We start from the raw sequence: 21804 nt of genomic DNA, 5'->3' as shown, positions 1-21804 counted from the left end.
CCGGCCGGGCTCCCTCCGATGGCAGTCCGGCTAAACCCGTGGCCGCGGCGATTCAATCCACTTCGTCGCGGTGGGCGGCTGCCACTGTTCCAGCGCGTCGATCAGCGCCGCCGGGTCGGTATCGAAAACCAGCATCTGGCTGTGCTCCGCTTTCATGAAGCCCTCTTGCACCGCATGGTCGAGCAGGCTGCGCACCGGTTTGAAAAAATCACCGATGTTCAGGCAGGCGACACCTTTGTGGTGTTCTCCGAGTTGCGTCAGGGTCGCTGCTTCAAACAATTCTTCGAACGTTCCCAGTCCGCCGGGCAGGGCAATGAACGCGTCTGCCGACTCCGCCATGCGTGTCTTGCGACTGCGCATGTCAGGGGTCACTTCGTGGCGGGTCAGGCGGGGGTGAAGATGGCCAAGGTCGAACAGCAGTCGGGTGATGATGCCGACCGCTTCACCGCCCTCGGTCATCACGGTGTCGGCGATGACGCCCATCAAGCCCTTGTCGGTGCCGCCGTAGATCAGGCGAATGCCGCGCCTGGCGATTTCCCGGCCCAGGGCCTGGGCGCCTGCGACGTAGGCGGGGTTGAAGCCGGTGTTGGAGCCTGAGAACACGGCAATGCTGCGAAGCGGGGAAGGACTGGGCATCGGTTTTTTCCGGGTGGGCCAAATCCCGATGATGCGATGTTCCACCCAGGCCATACAGGGCCAAGAACCGGCTGTCTGCCTGGGCCATGCCGTTGGCCCACGCGTTACATCAACGCCAGGATGCGCTGGCCCAACTGTTCAGCGGTGGCCTGCGAGTCGATATTGGCAAACCCGAGCAGCAATGCAGAATCGCTGGGGTCGTGCGCGTGCCAGTCGCTCAGTGCTTCGGCATAGATTCCCGCTGCCAACAGCCGCTCGACCAGTGCGCGATCAGACTGCGGGGGCCTCAGGCGCAGGATCAGGTGCATGCCGCCGGGCAGCGGGTCGATGTGGATGCGTTCACCCAGGACGTTCTTCAGCCCGCGGGCCGTGGCCTCGCGGCGTTCGCCGTAGAGTTTGCGCATGCGCTGGATATGGCGCGCGAAATGGCCTTCTGTCAGGAACGTCGCGACGATGGCTTGCGTCAACTCCGGGCACCCGCCCAGGAAGGTCTCGCTGATGCAGGCGAAGCGTTCGACCTGCGCTGGCGGCACCACCAGGTAAGAAAGGCGGATGCCCGGAAACAGCACCTTGCTGAAGGTGCCGGCGTAGAGCACTCGCCCATCGCGATCCAGGCTTTTCAGCGCCGGCAGCGGACGGCTGACGTATCGATACTCGCCGTCGTAATCATCCTCGACGATCCAGGTTTGTTGGCGAGTTGCCCAGTCAAGCAACTGCAGGCGGCGCGGCAGCGACAGCGACACGCACAGCGGGCTTTGATGGGCCGGGGTGACGACCGCCGCCCTGGCTTGCGGTGTGTTGCTCAGCCCGTGCTCGACGCGCATGCCCTCCTGATCGACCGGTACCGCAACCGCTTCGATCTGCAGGTGCGCCAGCAACTGGCGGGTGGGCAGGTAGCCGGGGTCCTCGACCAGTACACGGTCGCCGGCCTTGAGCAGGGCATGGGCAATCAACGCCAGGCTGTTGCGATACCCCGAGGTGATGAACACCTGCGCGGGCGAGCAGGTGATTCCCCGTGCCACTTGCAGGTAAGTGGCAATGGCATTGCGCAAGGATTCCAAGCCGAGCACCGACGGATTGGCCATGTCTGCGATTTGTGTGGCACGCACGCAGCGTGCACCGATCTGCGACCAGATTTTGCGCGGGAAGGCGTCCAGCGCCGGCAGCGCCATTTGAAAGGGCAGGACCGGCGCCTTCTGTCGGATCGACGGGCCGGTGGCCGGATTGAGGGGCCGTTCTGTCTGGGCGCGAGGCTTTCCGAGGCTGATCCCGGGAGCCACCACGGTGCCTGCCTGGCCCCGCGAGAGCAGATACCCTTCGGCTGTCAGCAGTGAATAAGCGGTGTCGATGGTGCCGCGTGCCAGGCCAAGCTCTTTCGCCAGGGCCCTGGCCGCTGGCACCCGGTCACCGGGCACGAGCAGCCCGTCGCTGATCGCACCACGGAACCGCCAGTAGATCTGCCGGTAGATCGGGTCCTCAGAGGTCGGATCAAGCGCTGAAAAGTGTGGGCTGTGAAGGGGCATTGGCCTCAACCGATGGGTTAGCAGAGAAATGGTCCCGCACTGCCTGCTGCGTGTGGTCCCGAGCAGCGTTCAAGGCATCGGGGCCCATGGCGGTGCCTTCGACGCAGAAGAAATGCAGGTCATGCAGCCCGATCATACCCAGTACAGCCTTCAGGTAGGGCGTCAGAAAATCCGGTTGTCGCGCGGTCAACCCGGAAAACCGGCCGCCCGAGGCCACTGCCACATACACCGGGCGGTCGCGCAGCAGGCTGGTCTTGCCTTGTGCGCCGACATTGAACGTGCGCCTGACCCGGGCGACATGGTCGATCCAGAGCTTGAGCGCCGCCGGCACGGCGAAGTTGTGCATTGGCGTTGCGATCACCAGCACGTCGGCCTGTTGCAGTTCCTCGATCAGCCCGTTCGACAGGGCAATCGAGCCGGCTTCAGTGACATCGGCGAGCGCCTGTTGGGACATGGCGTATGGCTCATCGATGGGCGACAACGCCGTTGCGCCCACCACCCGGTTGATGACCGTGGCGGCCGGGTTGGCCTGCAGCAGACAGCCGATGATGGTTTTCGACAGCCGATGACTTTCGGACGATTCGCCGCGAGGGCTGCAAGTGACGTGGAGGATGTTCATGATTTATCCGAAGCGTTGTGGGCCAGAGCAATGATTCTATGAAGTCCATGCCCCAGGTCGAAGAGCCATGAATCGACTTTCGGCCTGGGCCATGATCACTGGGTCATGGCCTATGTCTCAAGGCTGATCATGGACCTTAACGGCAGGCTCGGCAGCCCCCACGATGGGGGCCTCCAGTCAGCCAATACAAGGGATTTACCATGAACAATCGTCTCGACTACGCCAAGGCTTCACCCGAGGGCTACAAGGCTTTCGGCGGGGTTTACGTGTACCTGCAAAACAGCGGCCTGCCCCATGAACTGATCGATCTGGTCTATTTGCGTGTCTCCCAGATCAACGGCTGCGCCTTCTGCATCGACATGCACTCGCGGGACTTGGTCAAGCTCGGCGTCAGCGTTGAAAAACTGGTGCTGGTGCCCGTTTGGCGTGATGTCGGCGACGTGTTCAGTCGCCGCGAACGCATCGCGCTGAGCTGGGCGGAAACGGTCACCCAGGTGGCGCAGACCGGGGTACCCGAGACGGACTATGCCGCTGCGGCGGCCGAATTCGGCGATAAGGAACTGGCGGACCTCACCTACGCCATCGGCTTGATGAATGCCTTCAACCGGTTCGGCGTGGCGTTCCGTGCCAAACCCGCCGCGGCCAACAACGCCTGAGCCGGCGTTTCAACCTAAACTCGCCGGGCGTACAGGCTCGGCGGATCACCCGAGGGAGTCACTTCCATGGCATGGTCACTGCTCGGTATTGCAGGCCTTCTTGAAATTGCCTTTGCGTTCTTCATGAAAGGCTCTGACGGATTTACCCGATTGATCCCGGGACTGCTGGCAGCCGCCACCGGTTTGTCCAGTGTCTTCCTGCTCTCACTGTCCTTGCGCACGTTGCCCGTGGGCACCGCCTATGCGGTGTGGACCGGCATCGGTGCAGCGGGCACCGCGATACTCGGCATGGCTGTGCTGGGTGACGCCACCACTTTGTTGCGGGTTTTGTGCATCGCCATCATCCTCGGCGGCGTGATCGGACTCAAGCTGGTGACGGCCAGCTGAAAATGTTTCAGATAAGGCATTTTGCTGGCCCCGAAGCCCGAAAGTTACAGACAGAATCACTTTACTTTCAGGTGGTTAGGGCTGGCTTTAAATGCGTTATGTATGGATTTCACTGATATCCCTGGGCCTGGCAGGTTTTGCCGTGCAGGCGCAGGCCAGGGCGCTTCAAGCCAATGACCGCTACATGTGCAGTTGGGGCGCGGGCACCGCAGCCCGAGCTCAGGAACTGAAACTGGCGGGCGTTTCCTTGTATGCCGCCCGCAAGAAGTTGCAGACCTACAAGTTCAGCAAGCCGTGGATGCGCATGATGGCCATGGGCATTACCGAGCAGACCTACGACAGCCCCACACGAATGAGTCCCGAAGCCTTGCGCCGCAGTTTCAACGAGGACTGCCTGCGCTACAAGCTGGCACGCAAATGATCGAACGAGCTACAACCCGTCGGCGATCAGCTTCAGGTATTCGGGGCTGTCGGAGATCGAATTGTGCCCGACCCCCGCGATCTCCTTCAGCACCGCCACGCCCTTGGGGAAATGCCGGTAGAGGGCGTCGGTGCTTGCACGCGGGATGATGTCGTCCTGCTCGGCGGCCAGCAGCAGCGTCGGGATCGAGACATGCGCGGCGTATTTCCACGCGTCGAAACGGTCCTTGAGCAACCACTTCACCGGAAAGATCGGGTATTGACGCACGGCGAGTCGTTCCAGGCTGTCGTAGGGCGTGATCAGGACCAGTCGCGTGGCGGGGCGCTGACTGGCGAGGCGCACCGCAACCCCCGAGCCGAGGCTGCGGCCGATCACCGCGACTTCCCCATGGCTGCCGTAGACCTTGTCGAACAACGTCAGGGCATCGCGGGCAATCGCCTCTTCCGACGGTGAGCCGCTGCTGCCGCCGAAACCCCGGTAATGCATCAAGTACAGCGCATGGTCGGGGAACGCTTCGGCAAACTCAGGCAGGTTGCGCGACACATCTTCGGCATTGCCGCCAAAATAAATCAATGCCTTGGGCCCTTCGTGCGGCCGGATGCTGACCTGCACCTGCGCGTCGGCCACGTCCAGGGTCAGCCTGGGTGTGTCGAGCGTGGCGGGCTGCGGGAAGTAAATCAGCGCGCGCTGAAACACCAGCAATGCGGCGCACAGGGCCAGGTATGAACCGGCCAGGATGACGACGAGACAGATCAGGGTACGTGACATTCGGCTAACGTTAGGGCGTGACATTGACTGCTCTGGGGTTGAACACCGCGACGGCGCGATCGCTGTCAGAGTGTAGTTGAACGACAGCGGCGTGCCGATAAGGGCCGGGGAGGGGGGTAGCGATGCCCATCGTGGGTAAATGGCTCGACGTGTTACCCGGTGAAAGGGCGGCGCTGGGGCTGGGGTTCGCGTTCCATTTCTGCGTGCTCGCCAGCTATTACCTGGTGCGGCCCCTGCGCGATGCGCTGGGACTGGAGGGCGGCGCCGGCCAGTTGCAGTGGCTGTTCACCGCGACCTTCCTGGTCATGCTGCTGATGGTGCCGGTGTTCGGCTTACTTGCGTCGCGCTGGCCAGCGACCCGTTTTGTGCCGTTGATCTACCGGCTGATCGCCGTGTCGATGCTGCTGTTCGGCGCGTTGATCGCCCACCGTGTCGCCCCGGTGAATGTCGGGCGGGTGTTCTTCGTCTGGATCAGCCTTTACAACCTGTTCATCGTCTCGATCTTCTGGAGTGTGCTGGTGGATCGCTTTTCCAGTGAGCAGGGGCGACGGTTGTTCGGTTTCATTGCGGCGGGCGGCACCCTTGGCACCTTCATCGGGCCGTTGCTGGCCGCCACTCTGGCCACCGGTCTCGGCCCGCTGGCGCTGACGTTCTCGGCGGCGTTGCTGCTGGAAGTCGCGGTGCGCTGCTATCGGGCATTGTTGCGGCGCACCACGTCACAAGGCGCCCGTCGCGGGCTGGACGATCGACGTCTGGGCGGCAGCATGCTCGCCGGGGTCACGTTGATCTGGCGCTCGCGGTACTTGTGGGGATTGGTGGCGTTCATGCTGCTGCACACCAGCGCCGCGACCTTGTTGTATTTCGAACAGGGACGAATTGTCGCCGCCAGCTATTCTGATGTGGCCAGCCGCACGCAATTCTTCGCGGTGGTCGATCTGATCGTCTCGGCGCTGACCCTGACGTTCCAGTTGCTGCTGACGGCGCCCTTGATCCGCCTGATCGGCATCGGCGGGGCGCTGGCGGCATTGCCGGTGGCGACGATCGTGGCCTTCGCCGCCATGGCCCTGGCACCGCTGCCGACGACGGTTGCCCTGGCCCAGGGGGTGCGCCGCGCCGTGGAGTTCGCCCTGGTGCGGCCGGCGCGCGAGGTGTTGTGGACGGTGGTCAGCCGCGAGGAAAAGTACAAGGCCAAGAATGTGATCGAGACCCTGGTGTATCGCGGTGGTGATGCCGCCAGTGGCTGGTTGTCCGCCGGCCTGACGGCGCTGGGCGCGGGGTTTGGCCTGGTGGCGCTGATGATCGTGCCGTTTGCCGCACTGTGGGGCGCGTTATGCGCGTGGCTGGCCGGGCAACAAGCGCAAAAGGCGAGCAAGACAGGGGAGGGGCAACACCATGAGCCACACTGATGGATACACGCGTCGACAAATACTCACGCTGGCTGCCGGTGCTTCGGCGGTGCTCACTTTCGATCCGGCCTTCGCGGGCAGTGCGCCGCCGAAGGAAACAGGAGGCAAGAACATGCTGACCCGCGCCATTCCTTCCAGCAACGAGCCCTTGCCGATGGTCGGCCTGGGCACGTATCGCGGCTTTGATGTCGCACCGGCCGATCCAGCCTACAAGCAGTTGCCCGCCGTGCTCAGTGCGCTGTTCGAAAAGGGCGGGACGGTGATCGACAGCTCGCCCATGTACGGTCGCGCCGAACAGACCACCGGCGAGCTGCTGTCGATCCACCAGCCACGCTCGCCGGCGTTCCTGGCCACCAAGGTGTGGACGCGGGGCCGCGAGGAAGGCATCGCGCAAATGGAACAATCTTTCAAATGGCTGCAAACCGACCGCATCGACCTGATGCAGATCCACAACCTGCTGGACTGGAAAACCCACTTGCCGACCCTGCGCCAATGGAAGGAACAAGGGCGCATTCGCTACATCGGCATCACCCATTACACCGCGTCGGCCTATGACGAAGTGGAGGCCGTGCTCAAGGCCGAGCCGCTGGATTTCCTGCAGATCAACTATGCGCTGGATGACCGAGGTGTCGAAAAACGCATCCTGCCGCTGTGTCGCGAGCGCGGCGTGGCGGTGATCTGCAACCGGCCGTTTGGCGGCGGCGACCTGCTCGCCCGGCTCAAGGGCAAGCCGCTGCCGGGCTGGGCCTCCCAGGTGGGCGTCACCAGTTGGGCACAACTGGCGCTCAAGTACCTGTTGGCGCATTCGGCGGTGACCTGCGTCATCCCCGGCACCGGCAACCCGCGCTACATGGCGGACAATGCCGGTGCCGGGTTCGGGCCGATGCTGACCGGTGCGCAGCGCGAGCAGTTGATCGATGTGGTGAGTTAGACCAGATAGCGGCGAAACCACCCCAGCGTCCGGTCCCAGGCGAGCTTCGCCGCCGCTTCGTCGTAGCGCGGGGTGGAATCGTTGTGGAAGCCGTGGTTGGCGCCGGGGTAAATGTACGCTTCATAGGTCGTGCCCGCAGCCTTCAGCGCCTGTTCATAGGCGGGCCAACCTTCGTTGATGCGCGTGTCCAGTTCGCCGTAATGCAACATCAGCGGTGCCTTGATGTTCGGGACATCCCGGGCATCGGCCTGCCGCCCGTAAAACGCGACCGCCGCGCCCAACTCCGGATACGCCACGGCGGCGGCATTGGTGACGCCACCGCCATAGCAGAACCCGGTAATCCCCACTTTGCCCGTGGTTGCGTCGTGCTTCATCAGCCACTCGATGGCGGCGAAGAAATCGTTCATCAGCTTCTCCGGGTCAACGGTCGCCTGCAACTCGCGCCCCTTGTCGTCGTTCCCCGGATAACCGCCGACCGACGTCAGCCCATCCGGGGCGAGGGCGATGAACCCTGCCTTGGCCACGCGCCGTGCCACGTCCTCGATGTACGGGTTGAGCCCACGGTTCTCGTGCACGACCACGATGGCCGCCACCTTGCCCGTCGTTTTGGCCGGGCGCACCAGATAACCGCGAACCGTCCCGTTGCCCTTCGGCGAGGGGTAGGTGATGTACTCGGCGACGATATCCGGATCAGTGAACTCGACCTGCTCGGCCAGGGCATAGTTCGGGCTCAGCGAGGCGAGCAGGGCGCTGGCGGTCAATCCACCAAAGGTGAACAACGCCGCCCGATCGAGAAACTCCCGGCGGTTGATCTTGCCGTGGGCGTAGTAGTCGTAGAGTTCGAGCAGTTGCGGGGAAAAGTCCTTTGCGGTGAGGCGGGTCATGGGCAGCTGTCCTGTGTTCGTTGAGCCTGGGGCGGAGCGATCATGCCTGCAGACACTGCGCCCCGGCCCTGGCCACCTGCGCATCCTGTTCGGCCTTGACCCCGGACACCCCCACCGCGCCGATCACCTGGCCATCGACGATGACCGGTACACCGCCTTCCAGTGAAGTCAGCAGCGGGGCTGACAGAAAGGCAAAGCGGCCGCCGTTGACCATGTCTTCGAACCCCTTGGACTCACGTCGGCCCAGGGCCGAGGTGCGGGCCTTTTCGGTGGCGATGTAGGCGCTGCTCGGCGTGGCGCCGTCGAGGCGTTCCAGGGCCAATGGGTGGCCACCGTCGTCGACCACCGCGATGGTCACCGCCCATTGGTTGGCCTGGGCTTCGGTGCGGGCGGCGGCGAGGATCTGGCTGACTTCGGCCTGGCCGAGGATGGCTTTGCTTTTCATGAAGACGCTCCGGTAAGGGGTGGGGGCAGGGCGGCGTCGACCAGTTCGATCCAGTGACGGACCGGGGTGCGGTTCGCCCCGTCGAGGTGTGACTGGCAGCCGATGTTGGCCGTGACGATAACATCCGGCTGACCACTTTCCAGCGCATTGAGCTTGTTGTCGCGCAACTGCCGGGACAGCACGGGCTGGGTGATCGAATAAGTGCCCGCCGACCCGCAGCACAGGTGGCTGTCGGGTACGGCGGTCAGGTTGAAGCCGAGTCGGATCAGCGTCGCTTCCACCGCACCGCCGAGTTTCTGCGCGTGCTGCAAGGTACAGGGACAATGGAAGGCCAGGCGTTGGTCGCTGTGCACACCGAGGTTTTCCAGCGGTTCCTCGCGCAGCACTTCAACCAGGTCGCGGGCCAGGGCGCTGACCTTTTTCGCCTTGTCGGCATAGGCCGGGTCGCGTTCCAGCAGATGGCCGTAATCCTTGACGAAGGCCCCGCAACCGCTGGCGGTCTGGACGATGGCCTCGGCGCCGCTTTCGAGGTGTGGCCACCACGCGTCGATGTTGCGGCGGGCGCGTTGCAGTCCGGTCGCCTGCGCGTCGAGGTGATAGTCCACGGCCCCGCAGCAGCCCGCTTCCCGGGCCGTGACCGCACTGATGCCCAGGCGGTCGAGCACTCGCGCCGTCGCGGCATTGGTGTTGGGTGACAACCCTGGTTGCACGCAGCCTTCGAGGATCAATACCTGGCGGGCATGCTGCGTGCGCGGCACCGGTTTGGCCTGCGGCGTACTGCGCGGCAACTTCGCTTGCAGCGTGTCGGGCAACCAGGCTCGGAACACTTGACCGCTGCCGACCAGGCGCTTGAACAGGCCCGGATTGGGCACGATGTTGCGCAAGCCTTCGCGCAGCAAGCGTTGGCCGAGCGGTCGCGGCACGGCGGCATCGACCACCGCGCGGCCAATGTCCAGCAGGTTGTGGTAATCGACCCCGGAAGGGCAGGTGGTTTCGCAGTTGCGGCACGACAGGCAGCGGTCCAGGTGCTGCTGGGTCTTCTGGGTGACCTCATGGCCTTCCAGCACTTGCTTGATCAGGTAGATGCGGCCCCGGGGACCATCGAGTTCATCGCCGAGCAGTTGATAGGTCGGGCAGGTGGCGTTGCAGAAGCCGCAGTGCACGCAGGTGCGCAGGATGCTTTCGGCTTCTTCGGCGCGGGGCAGGCGACGAGCGCTGTCGCTCAGGGTGGTCTGCATGGTTCAGAGCTCCGCGTACAGGCGGGCGGGGTTGAAGATGCCCCGTGGATCGAGTTGTTGCTTCAGACTGCGGTGATAGCGCATCAGTGCCGCCGGCAAGGGCTGGAAGGGGCTGTCGATCAGGCCATGGCTGTAGCAGGTGACGTGACCGCCGACCTCCTCGACGACCTTGCGGATGAACCCCGCCTCGGCGTCCGACTTGAGCCAGCGCTGGGCGCCGCCCCAATCGATCAATTGCCGGCCGGGCAAGGACAGTCGCGGGGTGTTATGCGGCACCGACAGGCGCCACAGCGGTTGATCCTCGTCGAAGAAACGCAGTCGATGTTCGTTGAGATCGGCCCAGAAGTCCGGGTTCAGCCGCTCGCCCCCCAATCGCTCATGGGCGGCCGTCACCGAGCCTTCGCCCCCCTCGAGGCGCAGGTGCAACTGCTGCCCGTCGTGGCACGCCGCGCTGATCGGCAGCGGTTGCTGGCCCCATTCCGCCAGGCGCAGCAGGGCGCGGTCGCTGTCCATGTCCAGACTGATGCTCAAGGTTTGCCGGGGTTTGGGCAGGACTTTGAGTGAGACTTCGGTGATCACGCCCAGGCTGCCGAAGCTGCCGGCCATCAGGCGCGACAGGTCGTAGCCGGCGACGTTCTTCATCACCTCGCCACCGAACCGCAGGTGCTTGCCGTGCCCGGTGATGACCCGGGTGCCGAGCACGAAGTCGCGCACCGAGCCTGCCCAGGGTCGCCGCGGCCCCGACAGGCCGCTGGCAATCATCCCGCCGACGGTGGCGTCGTCGCCGAAGGCGGGCGGTTCGCAAGGCAGCATCTGCTGCGAACCGTCGAGGATATACGTCAGCTCGGACAGGGGCGTGCCGCAGCGGGCGGTGATCACCAGTTCGGTCGGGTCGTAGGCCACGACTCCGCGATGGCTGCGGGTGTCGAGCACTTCCCCGGCGACGATGCGCCCCAGGAAGGCCTTGCTGTTGGAGCCTTGAATGCGCAGCGGGGTGGCGTTTTCCAGTGCCCGGTTGACCTGTTCCAGCAGCGTGGCGCTGTCGTCGAATGCCTGTTCACGGTACATCAGAAACGCTCCAGCTCAGGGAAGGGCAACTGCCCTGCGTGCACGTGCAGGGCACCAAACTCGGCGCAGCGGTGCAGGGTCGGAATGTTCTTGCCGGGGTTGAGCAAACCGCCCGGGTCGAACGCGGCCTTGACCCCGTGGAACAGGGTCAGCTCATCACTGTTGAACTGCGCGCACATCTGGTTGATTTTCTCCCGGCCCACGCCATGTTCGCCGGTAATGCTGCCGCCGACGCTCACGCACAATTCGAGGATCTTGCCGCCCAGGGTTTCCGCCCGTTCGAGTTCACCCGGCTGGTTGGCGTCGAACAGGATCAACGGGTGCATGTTGCCGTCACCGGCGTGGAAAACGTTGGCCACGCGCAAGTCATACTCGGCGGACAGCGCGGCGATCGCCTGCAGCACCCTGGGCAATTCGCGACGCGGGATGGTGCCGTCCATGCAGTAGTAATCCGGCGAGAGACGGCCCACGGCGGGGAAGGCATTCTTGCGTCCGGCCCAGAAACGCACGCGTTCGGCTTCATCCTGCGCCTGGCGCAATTGCGTGGCGCCGGCCTGTTCCAGCACCTGGCGCACGCGGTCGCAATCGTCATGGACATCGGCCTCGACGCCGTCGAGTTCACACAACAGGATGGCTTCGGCGTCGACCGGGTAACCGGCGTGGATAAAGTCTTCGGCGGCGCGAATCGCCAGGTTGTCCATCATCTCCAGCCCGCCGGGAATGATGCCGGCGGCGATAATGTCGGCGACGGCGCGACCAGCCTTTTCCACGGAGTCGAACGCCGCCAGCAGCACTTTGGCGGTCTGCGGCTTGGGCAGCAGTTTGACCGTGACTTCGGTGATGACCCCGAGCATGCCCTCGGACCCGGTAAACAGCGCCAGCAGGTCGAAGCCAGGGGAATCGAGGGCGTCGGAGCCGAGGGTCAGGTGTTCGCCTTCAACCGTCAGGATCTCCAGCTTGAGCAGGTTGTGCACGGTCAGGCCGTATTTCAGGCAATGCACGCCACCGGCATTTTCCGCGACGTTGCCACCAATGGAACAAGCGATTTGCGAGGAAGGGTCCGGCGCGTAGTACAGGCCGAACGGTGCCGCCGCCTGGGAAATCGCCAGGTTGCGCACACCCGGCTGGACCCGTGCGGTGCGGGCGGCAGTGTCGATGTGCAGGATGTGGTTGAAGCGCGCCATCACCAGCAGCACGCCTTTTTCCAGAGGCAAGGCGCCGCCGGACAGACCGGTGCCCGCCCCACGGGCAACCACCGGGACGCGCATCTCGTGACACAGCCGGAGCACGCCTTGCACTTCGTCCAGGTGACGCGGCAGGACCACCAGCAGCGGCGTGGTGCGGTAGGCCGAGAGACCGTCGCATTCATACGGCTTGAGCTCTTCTTGCTGATGCAGCACTTCCAGTTTCGGCAAGCGGCTTTGCAGGGCCTGAAGCAGGGCAGCCTTGTCGACGTCGGGCAGCGCGCCGTCAATGCGTTCATCGTAGAGAATGTTCATAGTGGTTCCACAGTACTCCATTCATGAACTCCCTGCAGGCGCGAGCCTGCTCGCGCCTGCAGGGGGGCTGGGGCAGCGGGCTCAGTGCCCGCCCACCACCATGGCCGTGAATGGCGATACATACGCCTGCAGAGTCACCAGCCCGCCGACCAGGATCGCCAGGACGATGGAGTGGAAGAACACATAACGCAGGATTTCCCCTTCATGGCCGTACCAGCGTGTCGCGGTGGAGGCCACCACGATTGACTGGGCGTCGACCATCTTGCCCATGACCCCGCCGGAACTGTTGGCGGCGGCCATCAACACCGGGCTCAGGCCCAGTTGTTCGGCGGTGACCCGTTGCAGGCCGCCAAACAGCACGTTGGACGCCGTGTCCGAGCCGGTCAGCGCGACACCGAGCCAGCCGAGCAAGGTGCCGAACATGGGGTAGAAAATCCCCGTCGCGGCAAAGGCCAGGCCCATGGTGGCGTCCAGTCCCGAATAGCGTGTGAGGAAGCCCAGCGCGAGCATCGCGACGATGGTGATCAGCGAGTAGCGCACCACCCAGATGGTTCTCAGATAGTGCTTGATCAGTTGCGGAATCGAATAACCCATCAACAGGCCACCCAGGATGGCCGCCAGCAGGATGCCGCTGCCGGTGCTGGTGAGCCAGGTGAATTTGTAGACGGCTTCCTCGGTTTTTGGCGCAGGCACCACCGGCGGCACTTTCTCGATTTGCTGGTGGATCGTGCCGAAGGTGATGACCGGGGCGAAGACCGGATTGGCTTCACGCAAGGGTTTGCCTTGTGGGTCGAGCTTGGCGGAGTTCGTGACCGGATCGATGGCCGGGCGGGTGTCGAACATGTTCTTGAAGCCCTGGGTGCCCCAGGCAAACACGAACACCGTGAGGATGATCCAGGGCATCCACGCACGCATGACCGCCGGCCGGGCGTCGCCGGCGAAGGTCGCGCTGGCGGTGGGTTTTTCGTCGTGCTCGGCGTCGATTTTCGAGTTGTCGACGCGCCCGGACAGGGCGGCCGAGGTGTGCACGGTGGCCGGTTTCCACACCTTGAGGAAACCGGTCAGGCAGGCCATGGAAATCAGCGCGGCAATCACGTCCACCAGCATCGGCCCGTGATAGTTGGACACGACGAACTGCGGGATGGCGAAGCTGACCCCGGCGACCAGGATCGCCGGCCAGATTTCCAGCATCTTGCGCCAACCGGCGAACGCCCAGATCAGCCAGAACGGCACCAGTACCGAAAAGAACGGCAACTGCCGGCCGACCATCATCGACAGCTCCATCTCATCCAGCCCCGTGACCTTGGCCAGGGTGATGATCGGCGTGCCCAGCGCGCCGAAGGCCACGGGCGCGGTGTTGGCGATCAACGCCAGGCCGGAGGCGGCCAGCGGCGAGAAACCCAACCCGATCAAAATCGCCCCGGTCACCGCCACCGGCGTGCCGAAACCGGCCGCCCCTTCGAAAAAAGCGCCGAAACAGAAGGCAATCAGCAGCAATTGCAGGCGCCTGTCGTCGGTGATGCGTGCCAGCGAATCCTGCAGCACTTTGAACGAGCCGTTCTCGGTGGTCAGCCGGTGCAGGAAAATGATGTTGAGCACGATCCAGCCAATCGGCAGCAAACCGTTGGCCGCCCCGTATAGCGCCGCCGAGCCCGCCATGTTGGCCGGCATGCCGAAGGCGAAGATCGCGATGATCAGCGCCGAGCCGAGGGCGAGCAATGCCGCCAGATGTGCTTTGATGTGAAAGAACGCCAGGGCCGCCAGCATCACCACAACGGGCACGGCTGCCATGAGGGTTGAAATGACCGGGTTGCCGAACGGATCGTAAATCTGCTGCCAGACCATGCTCACCTCTGCTTTTTTATTGTCGGGTTTGCAGACCCCTGAGGGGGCGGTGGCTTGTAGTATAGGTGGCATTGCGCCGCTGTCCTGTGCGGCGTCAATCGCGGTTTTTCAGCGGGTTGTTCGAGCTGACCGAATTCACTGCCGGAGGAACGCAACGATGACTGAACGCCATTTGCTTCACACCGAAACCCTGTCGAACGGCTGCAGCATCAAGGTCAAGGCCGAGATCCTGCGCGACGGCTCTTTGGGCATGTTCATCGGCGTCTACCGACCTGATGGCGGGGCGATTGAGGAAAACGACCACCCCTCGCTGCATTTTCTCGACATGGAAGCGGCGATGGAGTGGGGCATCGAACAGGCCAGAGACGTCGGCAATGGCCAGCGAACCCTGTAGGCGCGAGCAGGAACCGCATCACCCCTGTGGGAGCGAGCCTGCTCGCGATGGTCGTCACGAAGGCACGGGAAGTCTGACACCCTGCAGTGCTCTCGGGTTCATCGCGAGCAGGCTCGCTCCCACGAAGACAGCATCGGCTCAGGCTTTGGCGGCGGCGAGGTAGGCGCCCAGACGCCGGCCCATTTCCTCACCCAGGGCCTGCAGGCCGCTCATTGGTCGGACCATGACTTCGAAGTCGGTGATTTTGCCCTGCTCGTCGAAACGCACCATGTCGATACCCTTGAGCTCTTTGCCGCCGACCTTGGCACTGAATTCCAGAACCACGTTCAGGCCGTCGGCGGTCGCCAGTTCACGGTGATAGGTGAAGTCTTCAAAGACCTGGCAGACCGTGCTCAGGATCATCGTCACCACCGGCGCCCCGGAGTAGGGCGTGTGCGCCATCGGCGAGCGGAACACCACCCCCGGGGCCAGCAGTGTGGGCAGATCTTGCAGGTCACGCCGGTCGATCATGGCGTGCCAGTGGTCCAGGGACGCGGCGGCATTGGGGTGCAGTTTCAGCTCGGACATCTTCAGCTCCTGTTTTTGTTGTGCTGCCAGTTGCCAGGGACTGTAGCGCAACGGCGCCGACCGCCTGCTTATGGCGCTGTATTCAAGCGGTCGATGGCCGCCAGATAGAGCTGGCGATACGCATCCACCAGTTGCGCCTGGCTGAACGCGCGATTGCGCCCGCTCGGGTTGGGCAGCACCCACACTGAAGACTGGGCAAAAGGTTGGGTTTGTCGCCCCCACGCCACGTCTCGCTGCCCGGACAATGCGCAATACGCCGCCTTCCCGAGAAATGCGACGAAGCGCGGCGCGTGTCGGGCGATCTTGCGCTCGAAGTCCGCCGCGGCCGTATGGAATTCCTCGACCGACAACTGATCAGCCCTTGCCGTGGGTCTCTCCACCACGGCAGTCAAGCCACATTGGTGTTGCACGATTGTGCGGTCATCCTGCGCCCGAAGTTCGTGGGGGGTGAAACCGGCAAGGTGCAAGGTGCGCCAGAACCGATTGCTTCTGCCGGCGAAGTGATGCCCCTGGGCGGCGGCCAGCAGGCCCGGATTGATTCCGCAAAAAACCACCGCCAGATGCTCCGCCAGGATGTCTTCAAGTGCCACGGCAGGCCCCCTTCACGCGCATATCACGTTGATCGCGTTGCGCACCAGTTCGGTCAATTCAGCCCGGGATTTGCCGGCCCGGGCGCGGATCGAAATGCTGTGCAGCAAGGACGACGCCAGGACGGCAAGGGCGGCCGGGTCGACATCGGCGGCTAACTCGCCCTGCTCGATGGCCGTGCGCAGGCGGCTTTCCAGGTCGGCATCGAGGCGACTCAGGCGGTCCGACAACACCTCGCGTATTTGCGCATCCTCCACGGCTTCAGTGGTTGCCGTACCGATGGCAAAGCAGCCTCGGGGCTGGCCTTCACCGGAAAAGTAAATCGACAGTTGCCCCTCGTAAAACTGCGTCAACGCCTGGCGCAGCGTCAGCCCGGTGTCCGTCAATGCGGCGTGCATGGCCGCCGCGGCGGTTTCCCAATATTGCTCCAGTGCCTTGATGTAGAGGGCGTGTTTGTCGCCGAACGCGGCGTACAGGCTCGGACGGTTCATGCCCGCTGCCGTGGCGATGCTGTCCAGGGACGCGCCGGAATAGCCGGTGCTCCAGAACACCCCCAGCGCCTGCTGCAAGGCGGTCTGCGGGTCATAGGCGCGAGGACGGCCGCGTCCTTTGCCCTCGGTGGGTTTATTTTGTGCCATGTCGTACAAAATCCTTGAGTGGGGGATCGTTCTGTGGATATTCTTACACCATCGCACAAAATTAAGGAATCAGAAATTCCTTGGTTGCAGGTTTGTTGAAGCGCCGATCGAACCGGGTCGCGCAGCTACGAAACAGGCGCGGCGGAGCGATCCTCCGTTGGCGCACGGCGAGGCTGTTTTCTAGTGGGCGCCAGCCCGATTTCCCGGTTACAGGTGCATTCGATCATGACCAGACAGTTCGAGATTCCAGCTACGCAGATCGCTACTCCGGGGCCGCACCCGACCGACGCGCCTGGCAGCAAACCACTCAAGGAAAGGATGCGGCCACTGCTGATGGTGGGGGTTCCGGCCATCGTTGCCGCCGTCGGCTACGCGTATTACCTGGCCGGAGAGCCCTTTGTGTCCACCGACAATGCTTACGCCCGGGTGGCGAAGGCAGCGATCAACGCGCGCGTTTCCGGTCAGGTGATCGAGATCGCCGTGCAGGACAACCAGCTCGTGCACAAGGGCCAGGTGCTGTTTCGCATCGACCCCAAACCCTTGCAGATTGCGGTCGATCGCGCCGAAGCGCAACTGAGCGTGGCGCGCCTGCGCATCGACGGGCTCAAAGCCAGTTATCGCCAGCAACAGGCTGAGCTGCAATCGGCCAGGGAGTCGGCGGCGTTCGACCAGAAGGAACTGACGCGCAAAAAAGCCCTGGTGGCGTCGGAGTTTGTCTCCCGTGCGGTGTATGAGCGTGCCGACACCGACGTCAAGGTTGCACGGCAACGTATCGCCGCTGTCGAGCAACAGCTCGCCAACACCGTGGTTGCCCTGAACGGCAATCCGGCAATCGACGCCGACAGCCATCCGAGCGTTCGCGAAGCCCGGGCACAGCTCGACGAGGCGCAGCTGTATCTGTCGTATTCGACGGTGTCTGCGCCTGCCGACGGTATCGTGGCCAAGGTCGACGATTTGCAGGTGGGCAATTACGTCAGCAACGGTACGCCGGCCTTCGCGCTGCTGTCCGCCCGGGACCTCTGGATCGAGGCCAACTTCCGCGAAACCGACGTCACGCACATGCGCCCCGGCCAGGAAGCGACCATTCGCATCGACACCTACCCCGATCACCTGTTCAAGGCCCACGTCACCAGCCTGAGCCCGGGAGCCGGTTCGGACTTCGCCTTGCTGCCGCCGGAAAACGCCACCGGCAACTGGGTCAAGGTGGTGCAGCGGGTGCCGGTGCGTCTCGAACTGGATGAAGCGAATCCGGCACTGCCGCTGTATTCCGGAACCAGCGCCACGGTCAAGGTCGACACCGGCTATCGCAGGCCCTGGTGGCATCCGCTCAAAGCGCTGTTGTCCGCAGGGACCGAGTCATGAACGGGCGAACGTTGAGGCTGGCCGCGCTGCTGGCGACCTACATGCAGTCGGCGAACCTGCCGCTGCCGAATGCGGTACTGCGGTTGATCCAGGGCAGCCTGTCGATGACCGACGACCAGGCCGGCTGGATTTTCACCGCGTACCTCGCCGCGAGCGCCATTACCTTGCCGATGGCGTCGTGGCTGGCGGCACGCTTTGGCGTTAAACGGGTGTACCTGACGGCACTGCTGTGCTTTGCGCTCGGCTTGATCCTCGGCACGCTGAGCAGCACTTCGCTGCAGTTCATCGGTGCGCGGATTCTGCAGGGGCTGGCGAGCGGGGTGCTCGCGCCACTGTCGATGGCGATTGCCCTGGAAACCCTGGCAGCGGAACAACGCGCAAAGTTTGGCGCGACCTGGACGGCCATCGTGCTGTTCGGCATCGTCAGCGGCCCAAGCCTGGGCGGCTGGATCGGCGAGCACCATGACTGGCGACCGATCTTCTACATCAGTGTGCCATTGGCGGCCTGTCTCTTCATGGTGATGGCGCTGTGGCTGAAAGAGAAACCGGCGGCGCAGGTGCCGGCGTTCGATTTCTTCGGTTTCGGCACCTTCACCCTGGCGCTGATCAGCCTGCAAATGCTCCTCGACCGTGGCGAACGCCTGGACTGGTTCGCCTCGACCGAAATCTGGCTGGAGGCCCTGGGGTGTGCACTGGGGGCGTACCTGTTTGCGGTGCACCTGCTGACGCGAAAGGTGCATTTCCTCAACAAGCGCTTGTTTGCCGATCGCAATTTCGTGCTGTCGACAATCATCTTCTTCGCTGTCGGTTTCGTGCTGTTGTCGACCATGGCGCTGACCTCGCCGATGCTCGACGAGATCCTCGGCTACCCGCCGGACACCACTGGCGTGCTGACAATTCCCCGCGGCATCGGGTTGGTGGGCGCGTTTCTGTTGATGGGGCGGGTGCCCGAGCGTTTCGACCGCCGCCTGTTCGTCGCGACCGGGGTGGCACTGGTGATCTACGCCAACTGGCTGATGCTCGGCTATTCGCCGCTGATGGACGCATCGCCGGTGGCCGTGGCGGGCGCGATCCAGGGCATCGGTATCGGCATCCTGATGCCGGCGCTGACCCAGGTGGCGTTCAGCACCCTCGACCCGGCGTTGCGCCAGGAGGGCACGGGGCTGTTCAACCTGTCGCGGGTCTACGGCAGCACCCTCGGGGTGGCGATTGTGCAGCTGTTTTTCTTCAACAACACCCAGGCGATGCACCAGGCGCTGGCCAGCCACCTGACGCCGTACCACGCCCTGGCGTCCAGCTCGCTGCAAACGCTGGAGGGACTTAACCACCTGATCACCCACCAGGCCGCTTTTATCGCCGTGGTCGGCCAGTTCAGGATTTTGCTGGTGGCGATGCTTCTGGTCAGCCCGCTGGTTGTCTTTCTGCGCAGGCCTGCTGCGGCTCACTAGTTTCCGTGGAGATCATCCCATGACATCCCCTGCACGCTTCAACCGGTTCAACAACAGCTTCGGCGCCCTGGCGGCGCTGGCGTTCCTCAGTGCCTGCACCGTCGGCCCCGATTATCAGGGGCCGCCGCCGAGCCCGTCGCAGCATTACGACCGACAGGCCGAACAGCGCCTCTCCGGCGCTGGCCAGCAGCGCATAGCCCTTGGCCGCACGATCAAGGGCGATTGGTGGGCGGCGTTCCAGTCGCCAACACTGGATCAGGTGGTTCGTCGCGCCATTGATGGCAACCTCGAACTGGTCGCGGCCGACGCCACCCTGCGCCAGGCCGCTTCCTCGGTGGCGGCGGCGCAAGGCGCGCTGTATCCGCAGGTTGACCTGGGCGCCCAGGCCGGCCGCCAACGGGTGCATAACGCGAAAGAACCGTCGATTTCGAACGTTTATGCCATCGGCCCACGGGTCGGTTTCGACCTTGACGTTTTTGCTGGCAACCAGCGCCGGGTCGAGCAGCAGCAAGCCTTCAGCGATCTGCACAAACATCGCTATGACGCGGCGTACCTGGCCTTGACCGGCAACGTCGCCAGCCAGGCGCTGCTGGTGGCTTCGGCCAACGCGCAGATCCGAGCCGTGCACACGCTGCTGGCCAATGACATGCGCAACCTCGAACTGGTGCGCATGGCCCACGCCAATGGCAGCACCACACAGATCGACGTCTCGCTGGCCGAAACCCGGCTGGCCCAGGACCGCACGCTGTTGCCTGCCCTGGCGCAGCAGCGCGATGCGGCACGCCACGCGTTGTCGATCCTGGCGGGGAAGGGGCCGGGTGACTGGATCGCGCCGGACTTCGACCTCGACGAGTTTGTCTTGCCGGCCAGCATCCCGGTCAGCCTGCCCTCGGAAATGGCCCACGACCGCCCGGACGTCCTGCAAGCCGAGGCCCAGTTGCACATGGCCAGTGCAGCCATCGGCGTCGCGACCGCCAATCTGTATCCGCGCGTCACGCTTTCCGCCTCATTGGCCCAGGCCGCCTCTGGCAATGGCGGGGCCGCACTCTGGGGCTTCGCCGCCGGATTGGCCGGTCCGTTGTTCGATGGCGGCACCCTGGAGGCTGAACGTCAGGCAGCGGTCGATGGCTACAAGGCGGCACTCGCCGGATACCGGCAGACCGTGATCAGTTCGTTCGGCCAGGTCGCCGACACGTTGCAAGCGATCAACCACGACGCCGAGGAATATCAGGCGCAGGAACAGGCGTTGCGGGCGGCGCAAACCAGTGTGCAGTTGAACCGGCAAGCCTATGCCCAGGGCGAGACCAGCATTCTCCAGGTGCTGGAAGCGGAACGCGCCTATCAGCAGGCGCTGCTCGGGCAACTCCGCGCGAAGACCGCGCAGTACCTCGACACGGTCCAGCTGTACGTGGCGCTCGGAGGCAATGCTGTCGGTGCTTCCGAGCAGCGGTTGGCCGCTCGCGAACACTCAGGATCTTTCTATCAGTAACGGCTTCGGCCGCCAGCAGTGGAGTAACGACATGTCATATGAAGCGTTTCACGATGGACTTCGCGATACCCGGTATCCCCTGGTCAATGGGGCGGGCGAGATGCCGGCCGTTGGCTTTGGCACTTTGTTCCGCGATCTGAGCGTCACCACCCAGGCCATCACCGACGCGCTGGAGGCAGGATTCCGGCATTTCGATTGCGCCGAGCGTTATCGCAATGAAGAAGCGGTCGGCGTTGCGTTCAGGCAAGCGCTGGACAGCGGGGCGGTGCGCCGCGAAGACCTGTTCGTCACCAGCAAATTGTGGAACACCAACCATCGTCCCGAACGGGTTCTGCCGGCGTTCGAAGCCAGTTGTCGGCGCCTGCAGCTCGACGACATCGACTGCTACCTGATCCACACGCCTTTTGCCTTTCAACCCGGTGACAACCAGGACCCACGGGATGAACACGGTAACGTCATCTACGACGCCGGCGTGACCCTGATCGAAACCTGGCGGGCACTGGAACGCCTGGTGGATGAAGGACGATGCAAAGCCATCGGTCTGTCGGATATCACCCTGCCGGCCTTGCAGGCGATTGTCGCGCAGGCGCGGATCAAGCCTGCGGTGGTGCAGGTCGAGGCTCATCCTTACCTGCCGGAATGGGAGCTGCTCGAGTTCTGCAAGGCCCAGGGCATCATCGTGCTGGCGTTCGCTCCGCTGGGCCATGGCATGCAGCCCAACGTTCTGGAAGACGCGGTGATCACCGGGATCGCCCGGCGCGTGCAGAAAACCCCGGCGCAGGTTGCGCTGGCCTGGGCGGTGCAGCGCGGCTCGGCGTTTCTGACCACCTCGGCGACACCGGCTCACATCCGCGAGAACTTCGATCTGTCCACCTTGCCGCAGCGGGCGATGCTGGAAATCCGGGAGGAGATCACGACGCGGGTACGCTTCAATTCGGTGGTGGAAACCGGTGTGCCGGGGTTCATTCCACGCAAGAAATAACCGACGACGA

At 64.0% G+C, this 21804-nt stretch carries 23 protein-coding genes; 10 read left to right on the top strand and 13 right to left on the bottom strand.

What is annotated here, in order from left to right; genetic code table 11:
• Positions 1-30 precede the first annotated feature (30 nt).
• The 3 genes from ACM6IM_RS15000 to ACM6IM_RS14990 all read right to left on the bottom strand — a co-directional run bounded on the left by ACM6IM_RS15000 (position 31) and on the right by ACM6IM_RS14990 (position 2778).
• A complete protein-coding gene (locus tag ACM6IM_RS15000) occupies positions 31-636 on the bottom strand; it encodes a TIGR00730 family Rossman fold protein (protein WP_414865550.1) in 606 nt (201 codons plus the stop codon).
• A 104-nt stretch (positions 637-740) separates the two neighbouring features.
• Positions 741-2159 (bottom strand): PLP-dependent aminotransferase family protein, encoded by a 1419-nt coding sequence (locus tag ACM6IM_RS14995; RefSeq protein WP_414865549.1) that lies wholly within the window; start codon positions 2157-2159, stop codon positions 741-743.
• Entirely contained in the window at positions 2125-2778 is a 654-nt protein-coding gene (locus ACM6IM_RS14990) for an FMN-dependent NADH-azoreductase (protein ID WP_414865548.1), read from the bottom strand. The genes ACM6IM_RS14995 and ACM6IM_RS14990 overlap by 35 nt, the downstream gene beginning before the upstream one ends.
• A 200-nt stretch (positions 2779-2978) precedes the next feature.
• On the opposite strand from ACM6IM_RS14990, the gene ACM6IM_RS14985 reads away from it, so the two are divergent.
• The 3 genes from ACM6IM_RS14985 (at position 2979) to ACM6IM_RS14975 (ending at position 4242) form a co-directional block, all read left to right on the top strand.
• Positions 2979-3434: a carboxymuconolactone decarboxylase family protein gene (locus ACM6IM_RS14985; RefSeq protein WP_192303719.1), complete on the top strand. Its 456-nt coding sequence runs from the start codon at positions 2979-2981 to the stop codon at positions 3432-3434.
• 66 nt (positions 3435-3500) lie between these two features.
• Complete coding sequence (locus tag ACM6IM_RS14980) at positions 3501-3821, top strand: DMT family transporter (RefSeq protein ID WP_192303718.1); 321 nt, start codon at positions 3501-3503, stop codon at positions 3819-3821.
• A gap of 91 nt (positions 3822-3912) precedes the next feature.
• Positions 3913-4242 (top strand): hypothetical protein, encoded by a 330-nt coding sequence (locus ACM6IM_RS14975; RefSeq protein WP_192303717.1) that lies wholly within the window; start codon positions 3913-3915, stop codon positions 4240-4242.
• A gap of 9 nt (positions 4243-4251) precedes the next feature.
• Here the strand turns inward: ACM6IM_RS14975 and ACM6IM_RS14970 are convergent, their stop codons facing one another.
• Positions 4252-5034, bottom strand: coding sequence for an alpha/beta hydrolase (locus tag ACM6IM_RS14970; RefSeq protein ID WP_414865547.1), 783 nt, complete (start codon positions 5032-5034; stop codon positions 4252-4254).
• A gap of 98 nt (positions 5035-5132) precedes the next feature.
• On the opposite strand from ACM6IM_RS14970, the gene ACM6IM_RS14965 reads away from it, so the two are divergent.
• Both ACM6IM_RS14965 and ACM6IM_RS14960 read left to right on the top strand, forming a co-directional pair.
• Positions 5133-6416, top strand: coding sequence for an NTP/NDP exchange transporter (locus tag ACM6IM_RS14965; RefSeq protein ID WP_414865546.1), 1284 nt, complete (start codon positions 5133-5135; stop codon positions 6414-6416).
• Complete coding sequence (locus ACM6IM_RS14960; RefSeq protein ID WP_201190367.1) at positions 6403-7347, top strand: aldo/keto reductase; 945 nt, start codon at positions 6403-6405, stop codon at positions 7345-7347. Before ACM6IM_RS14965 ends, ACM6IM_RS14960 begins: the two co-directional genes overlap by 14 nt.
• Here ACM6IM_RS14960 and yghX read toward each other — a convergent pair.
• From yghX to ACM6IM_RS14930, 6 genes are all read right to left on the bottom strand, one after another.
• Complete coding sequence (yghX, locus tag ACM6IM_RS14955) at positions 7344-8231, bottom strand: YghX family hydrolase (protein WP_414865545.1); 888 nt, start codon at positions 8229-8231, stop codon at positions 7344-7346. The two genes, ACM6IM_RS14960 and yghX, sit on opposite strands and share 4 nt — an antisense overlap.
• A gap of 40 nt (positions 8232-8271) precedes the next feature.
• Positions 8272-8676: a heme-binding protein gene (locus ACM6IM_RS14950; RefSeq protein WP_201190363.1), complete on the bottom strand. Its 405-nt coding sequence runs from the start codon at positions 8674-8676 to the stop codon at positions 8272-8274.
• The gene (glcF, locus tag ACM6IM_RS14945) at positions 8673-9914 is read right to left on the bottom strand and encodes a glycolate oxidase subunit GlcF (protein WP_414865544.1); all 1242 of its coding nucleotides are present in this window, start codon (positions 9912-9914) and stop codon (positions 8673-8675) included. Before glcF ends, ACM6IM_RS14950 begins: the two co-directional genes overlap by 4 nt.
• 3 nt (positions 9915-9917) lie before the next feature.
• A complete protein-coding gene (gene glcE, locus ACM6IM_RS14940; RefSeq protein ID WP_414865543.1) occupies positions 9918-10982 on the bottom strand; it encodes a glycolate oxidase subunit GlcE in 1065 nt (354 codons plus the stop codon).
• Complete coding sequence (glcD, locus tag ACM6IM_RS14935; RefSeq protein ID WP_414865542.1) at positions 10982-12481, bottom strand: glycolate oxidase subunit GlcD; 1500 nt, start codon at positions 12479-12481, stop codon at positions 10982-10984. Before glcD ends, glcE begins: the two co-directional genes overlap by 1 nt.
• 81 nt (positions 12482-12562) lie before the next feature.
• Complete coding sequence (locus tag ACM6IM_RS14930) at positions 12563-14326, bottom strand: L-lactate permease (protein WP_201190355.1); 1764 nt, start codon at positions 14324-14326, stop codon at positions 12563-12565.
• A gap of 157 nt (positions 14327-14483) precedes the next feature.
• Between ACM6IM_RS14930 and ACM6IM_RS14925 the strand changes: the two genes are divergently transcribed.
• The gene (locus ACM6IM_RS14925; RefSeq protein WP_201190354.1) at positions 14484-14720 is read left to right on the top strand and encodes a hypothetical protein; all 237 of its coding nucleotides are present in this window, start codon (positions 14484-14486) and stop codon (positions 14718-14720) included.
• A 138-nt stretch (positions 14721-14858) separates the two neighbouring features.
• Here ACM6IM_RS14925 and ACM6IM_RS14920 read toward each other — a convergent pair whose 3' ends face one another.
• From ACM6IM_RS14920 to ACM6IM_RS14910, 3 genes are all read right to left on the bottom strand, one after another.
• Positions 14859-15287 (bottom strand): nuclear transport factor 2 family protein, encoded by a 429-nt coding sequence (locus tag ACM6IM_RS14920; protein WP_414865541.1) that lies wholly within the window; start codon positions 15285-15287, stop codon positions 14859-14861.
• Positions 15288-15355: 68 nt separating this feature from the next.
• Positions 15356-15877: a G/U mismatch-specific DNA glycosylase gene (mug, locus tag ACM6IM_RS14915; RefSeq protein ID WP_414865540.1), complete on the bottom strand. Its 522-nt coding sequence runs from the start codon at positions 15875-15877 to the stop codon at positions 15356-15358.
• A 12-nt stretch (positions 15878-15889) separates the two neighbouring features.
• Positions 15890-16513: a TetR/AcrR family transcriptional regulator gene (locus ACM6IM_RS14910; RefSeq protein WP_414865539.1), complete on the bottom strand. Its 624-nt coding sequence runs from the start codon at positions 16511-16513 to the stop codon at positions 15890-15892.
• A gap of 225 nt (positions 16514-16738) precedes the next feature.
• Here ACM6IM_RS14910 and ACM6IM_RS14905 point away from each other — a divergent pair, with 225 nt between their 5' ends.
• Genes ACM6IM_RS14905 through ACM6IM_RS14890 form a run of 4 tightly spaced genes read left to right on the top strand, consistent with a single transcriptional unit; the run spans position 16739 to position 21794 of the window.
• Positions 16739-17875: an HlyD family secretion protein gene (locus tag ACM6IM_RS14905; protein WP_414865538.1), complete on the top strand. Its 1137-nt coding sequence runs from the start codon at positions 16739-16741 to the stop codon at positions 17873-17875.
• Positions 17872-19323 carry a DHA2 family efflux MFS transporter permease subunit gene (locus ACM6IM_RS14900; protein ID WP_414865537.1) on the top strand — a complete coding sequence of 484 codons (1452 nt, stop codon included), beginning with the start codon at positions 17872-17874 and terminating at the stop codon, positions 19321-19323. The genes ACM6IM_RS14905 and ACM6IM_RS14900 overlap by 4 nt, the downstream gene beginning before the upstream one ends.
• A gap of 19 nt (positions 19324-19342) precedes the next feature.
• A complete protein-coding gene (locus tag ACM6IM_RS14895) occupies positions 19343-20812 on the top strand; it encodes an efflux transporter outer membrane subunit (protein ID WP_414865536.1) in 1470 nt (489 codons plus the stop codon).
• A 31-nt stretch (positions 20813-20843) separates the two neighbouring features.
• Positions 20844-21794 carry an aldo/keto reductase gene (locus ACM6IM_RS14890; protein ID WP_414865535.1) on the top strand — a complete coding sequence of 317 codons (951 nt, stop codon included), beginning with the start codon at positions 20844-20846 and terminating at the stop codon, positions 21792-21794.
• Positions 21795-21804: the final 10 nt, after the last annotated feature.

The sequence above is a fragment of the Pseudomonas sp. IT-P12 genome (assembly GCF_949767465.1).
Taxonomy (GTDB): domain Bacteria; phylum Pseudomonadota; class Gammaproteobacteria; order Pseudomonadales; family Pseudomonadaceae; genus Aquipseudomonas.
This window is presented reverse-complemented; position numbering and strand designations above follow the sequence as displayed.

Coding starts and splice junctions, on each gene's coding strand:
- ACM6IM_RS15000 (WP_414865550.1), bottom strand. CDS start 636: ATGCCCAGTCCTTCCCCGCTTCGCAGCATTGCCGTGTTCTCAGGCTCC.
- ACM6IM_RS14995 (WP_414865549.1), bottom strand. CDS start 2,159: ATGCCCCTTCACAGCCCACACTTTTCAGCGCTTGATCCGACCTCTGAG.
- ACM6IM_RS14990 (WP_414865548.1), bottom strand. CDS start 2,778: ATGAACATCCTCCACGTCACTTGCAGCCCTCGCGGCGAATCGTCCGAA.
- ACM6IM_RS14985 (WP_192303719.1), top strand. CDS start 2,979: ATGAACAATCGTCTCGACTACGCCAAGGCTTCACCCGAGGGCTACAAG.
- ACM6IM_RS14980 (WP_192303718.1), top strand. CDS start 3,501: ATGGCATGGTCACTGCTCGGTATTGCAGGCCTTCTTGAAATTGCCTTT.
- ACM6IM_RS14975 (WP_192303717.1), top strand. CDS start 3,913: ATGCGTTATGTATGGATTTCACTGATATCCCTGGGCCTGGCAGGTTTT.
- ACM6IM_RS14970 (WP_414865547.1), bottom strand. CDS start 5,034: ATGTCACGCCCTAACGTTAGCCGAATGTCACGTACCCTGATCTGTCTC.
- ACM6IM_RS14965 (WP_414865546.1), top strand. CDS start 5,133: ATGCCCATCGTGGGTAAATGGCTCGACGTGTTACCCGGTGAAAGGGCG.
- ACM6IM_RS14960 (WP_201190367.1), top strand. CDS start 6,403: ATGAGCCACACTGATGGATACACGCGTCGACAAATACTCACGCTGGCT.
- yghX (WP_414865545.1), bottom strand. CDS start 8,231: ATGACCCGCCTCACCGCAAAGGACTTTTCCCCGCAACTGCTCGAACTC.
- ACM6IM_RS14950 (WP_201190363.1), bottom strand. CDS start 8,676: ATGAAAAGCAAAGCCATCCTCGGCCAGGCCGAAGTCAGCCAGATCCTC.
- glcF (WP_414865544.1), bottom strand. CDS start 9,914: ATGCAGACCACCCTGAGCGACAGCGCTCGTCGCCTGCCCCGCGCCGAA.
- glcE (WP_414865543.1), bottom strand. CDS start 10,982: ATGTACCGTGAACAGGCATTCGACGACAGCGCCACGCTGCTGGAACAG.
- glcD (WP_414865542.1), bottom strand. CDS start 12,481: ATGAACATTCTCTACGATGAACGCATTGACGGCGCGCTGCCCGACGTC.
- ACM6IM_RS14930 (WP_201190355.1), bottom strand. CDS start 14,326: ATGGTCTGGCAGCAGATTTACGATCCGTTCGGCAACCCGGTCATTTCA.
- ACM6IM_RS14925 (WP_201190354.1), top strand. CDS start 14,484: ATGACTGAACGCCATTTGCTTCACACCGAAACCCTGTCGAACGGCTGC.
- ACM6IM_RS14920 (WP_414865541.1), bottom strand. CDS start 15,287: ATGTCCGAGCTGAAACTGCACCCCAATGCCGCCGCGTCCCTGGACCAC.
- ACM6IM_RS14910 (WP_414865539.1), bottom strand. CDS start 16,513: ATGGCACAAAATAAACCCACCGAGGGCAAAGGACGCGGCCGTCCTCGC.
- ACM6IM_RS14905 (WP_414865538.1), top strand. CDS start 16,739: ATGACCAGACAGTTCGAGATTCCAGCTACGCAGATCGCTACTCCGGGG.
- ACM6IM_RS14900 (WP_414865537.1), top strand. CDS start 17,872: ATGAACGGGCGAACGTTGAGGCTGGCCGCGCTGCTGGCGACCTACATG.
- ACM6IM_RS14895 (WP_414865536.1), top strand. CDS start 19,343: ATGACATCCCCTGCACGCTTCAACCGGTTCAACAACAGCTTCGGCGCC.
- ACM6IM_RS14890 (WP_414865535.1), top strand. CDS start 20,844: ATGTCATATGAAGCGTTTCACGATGGACTTCGCGATACCCGGTATCCC.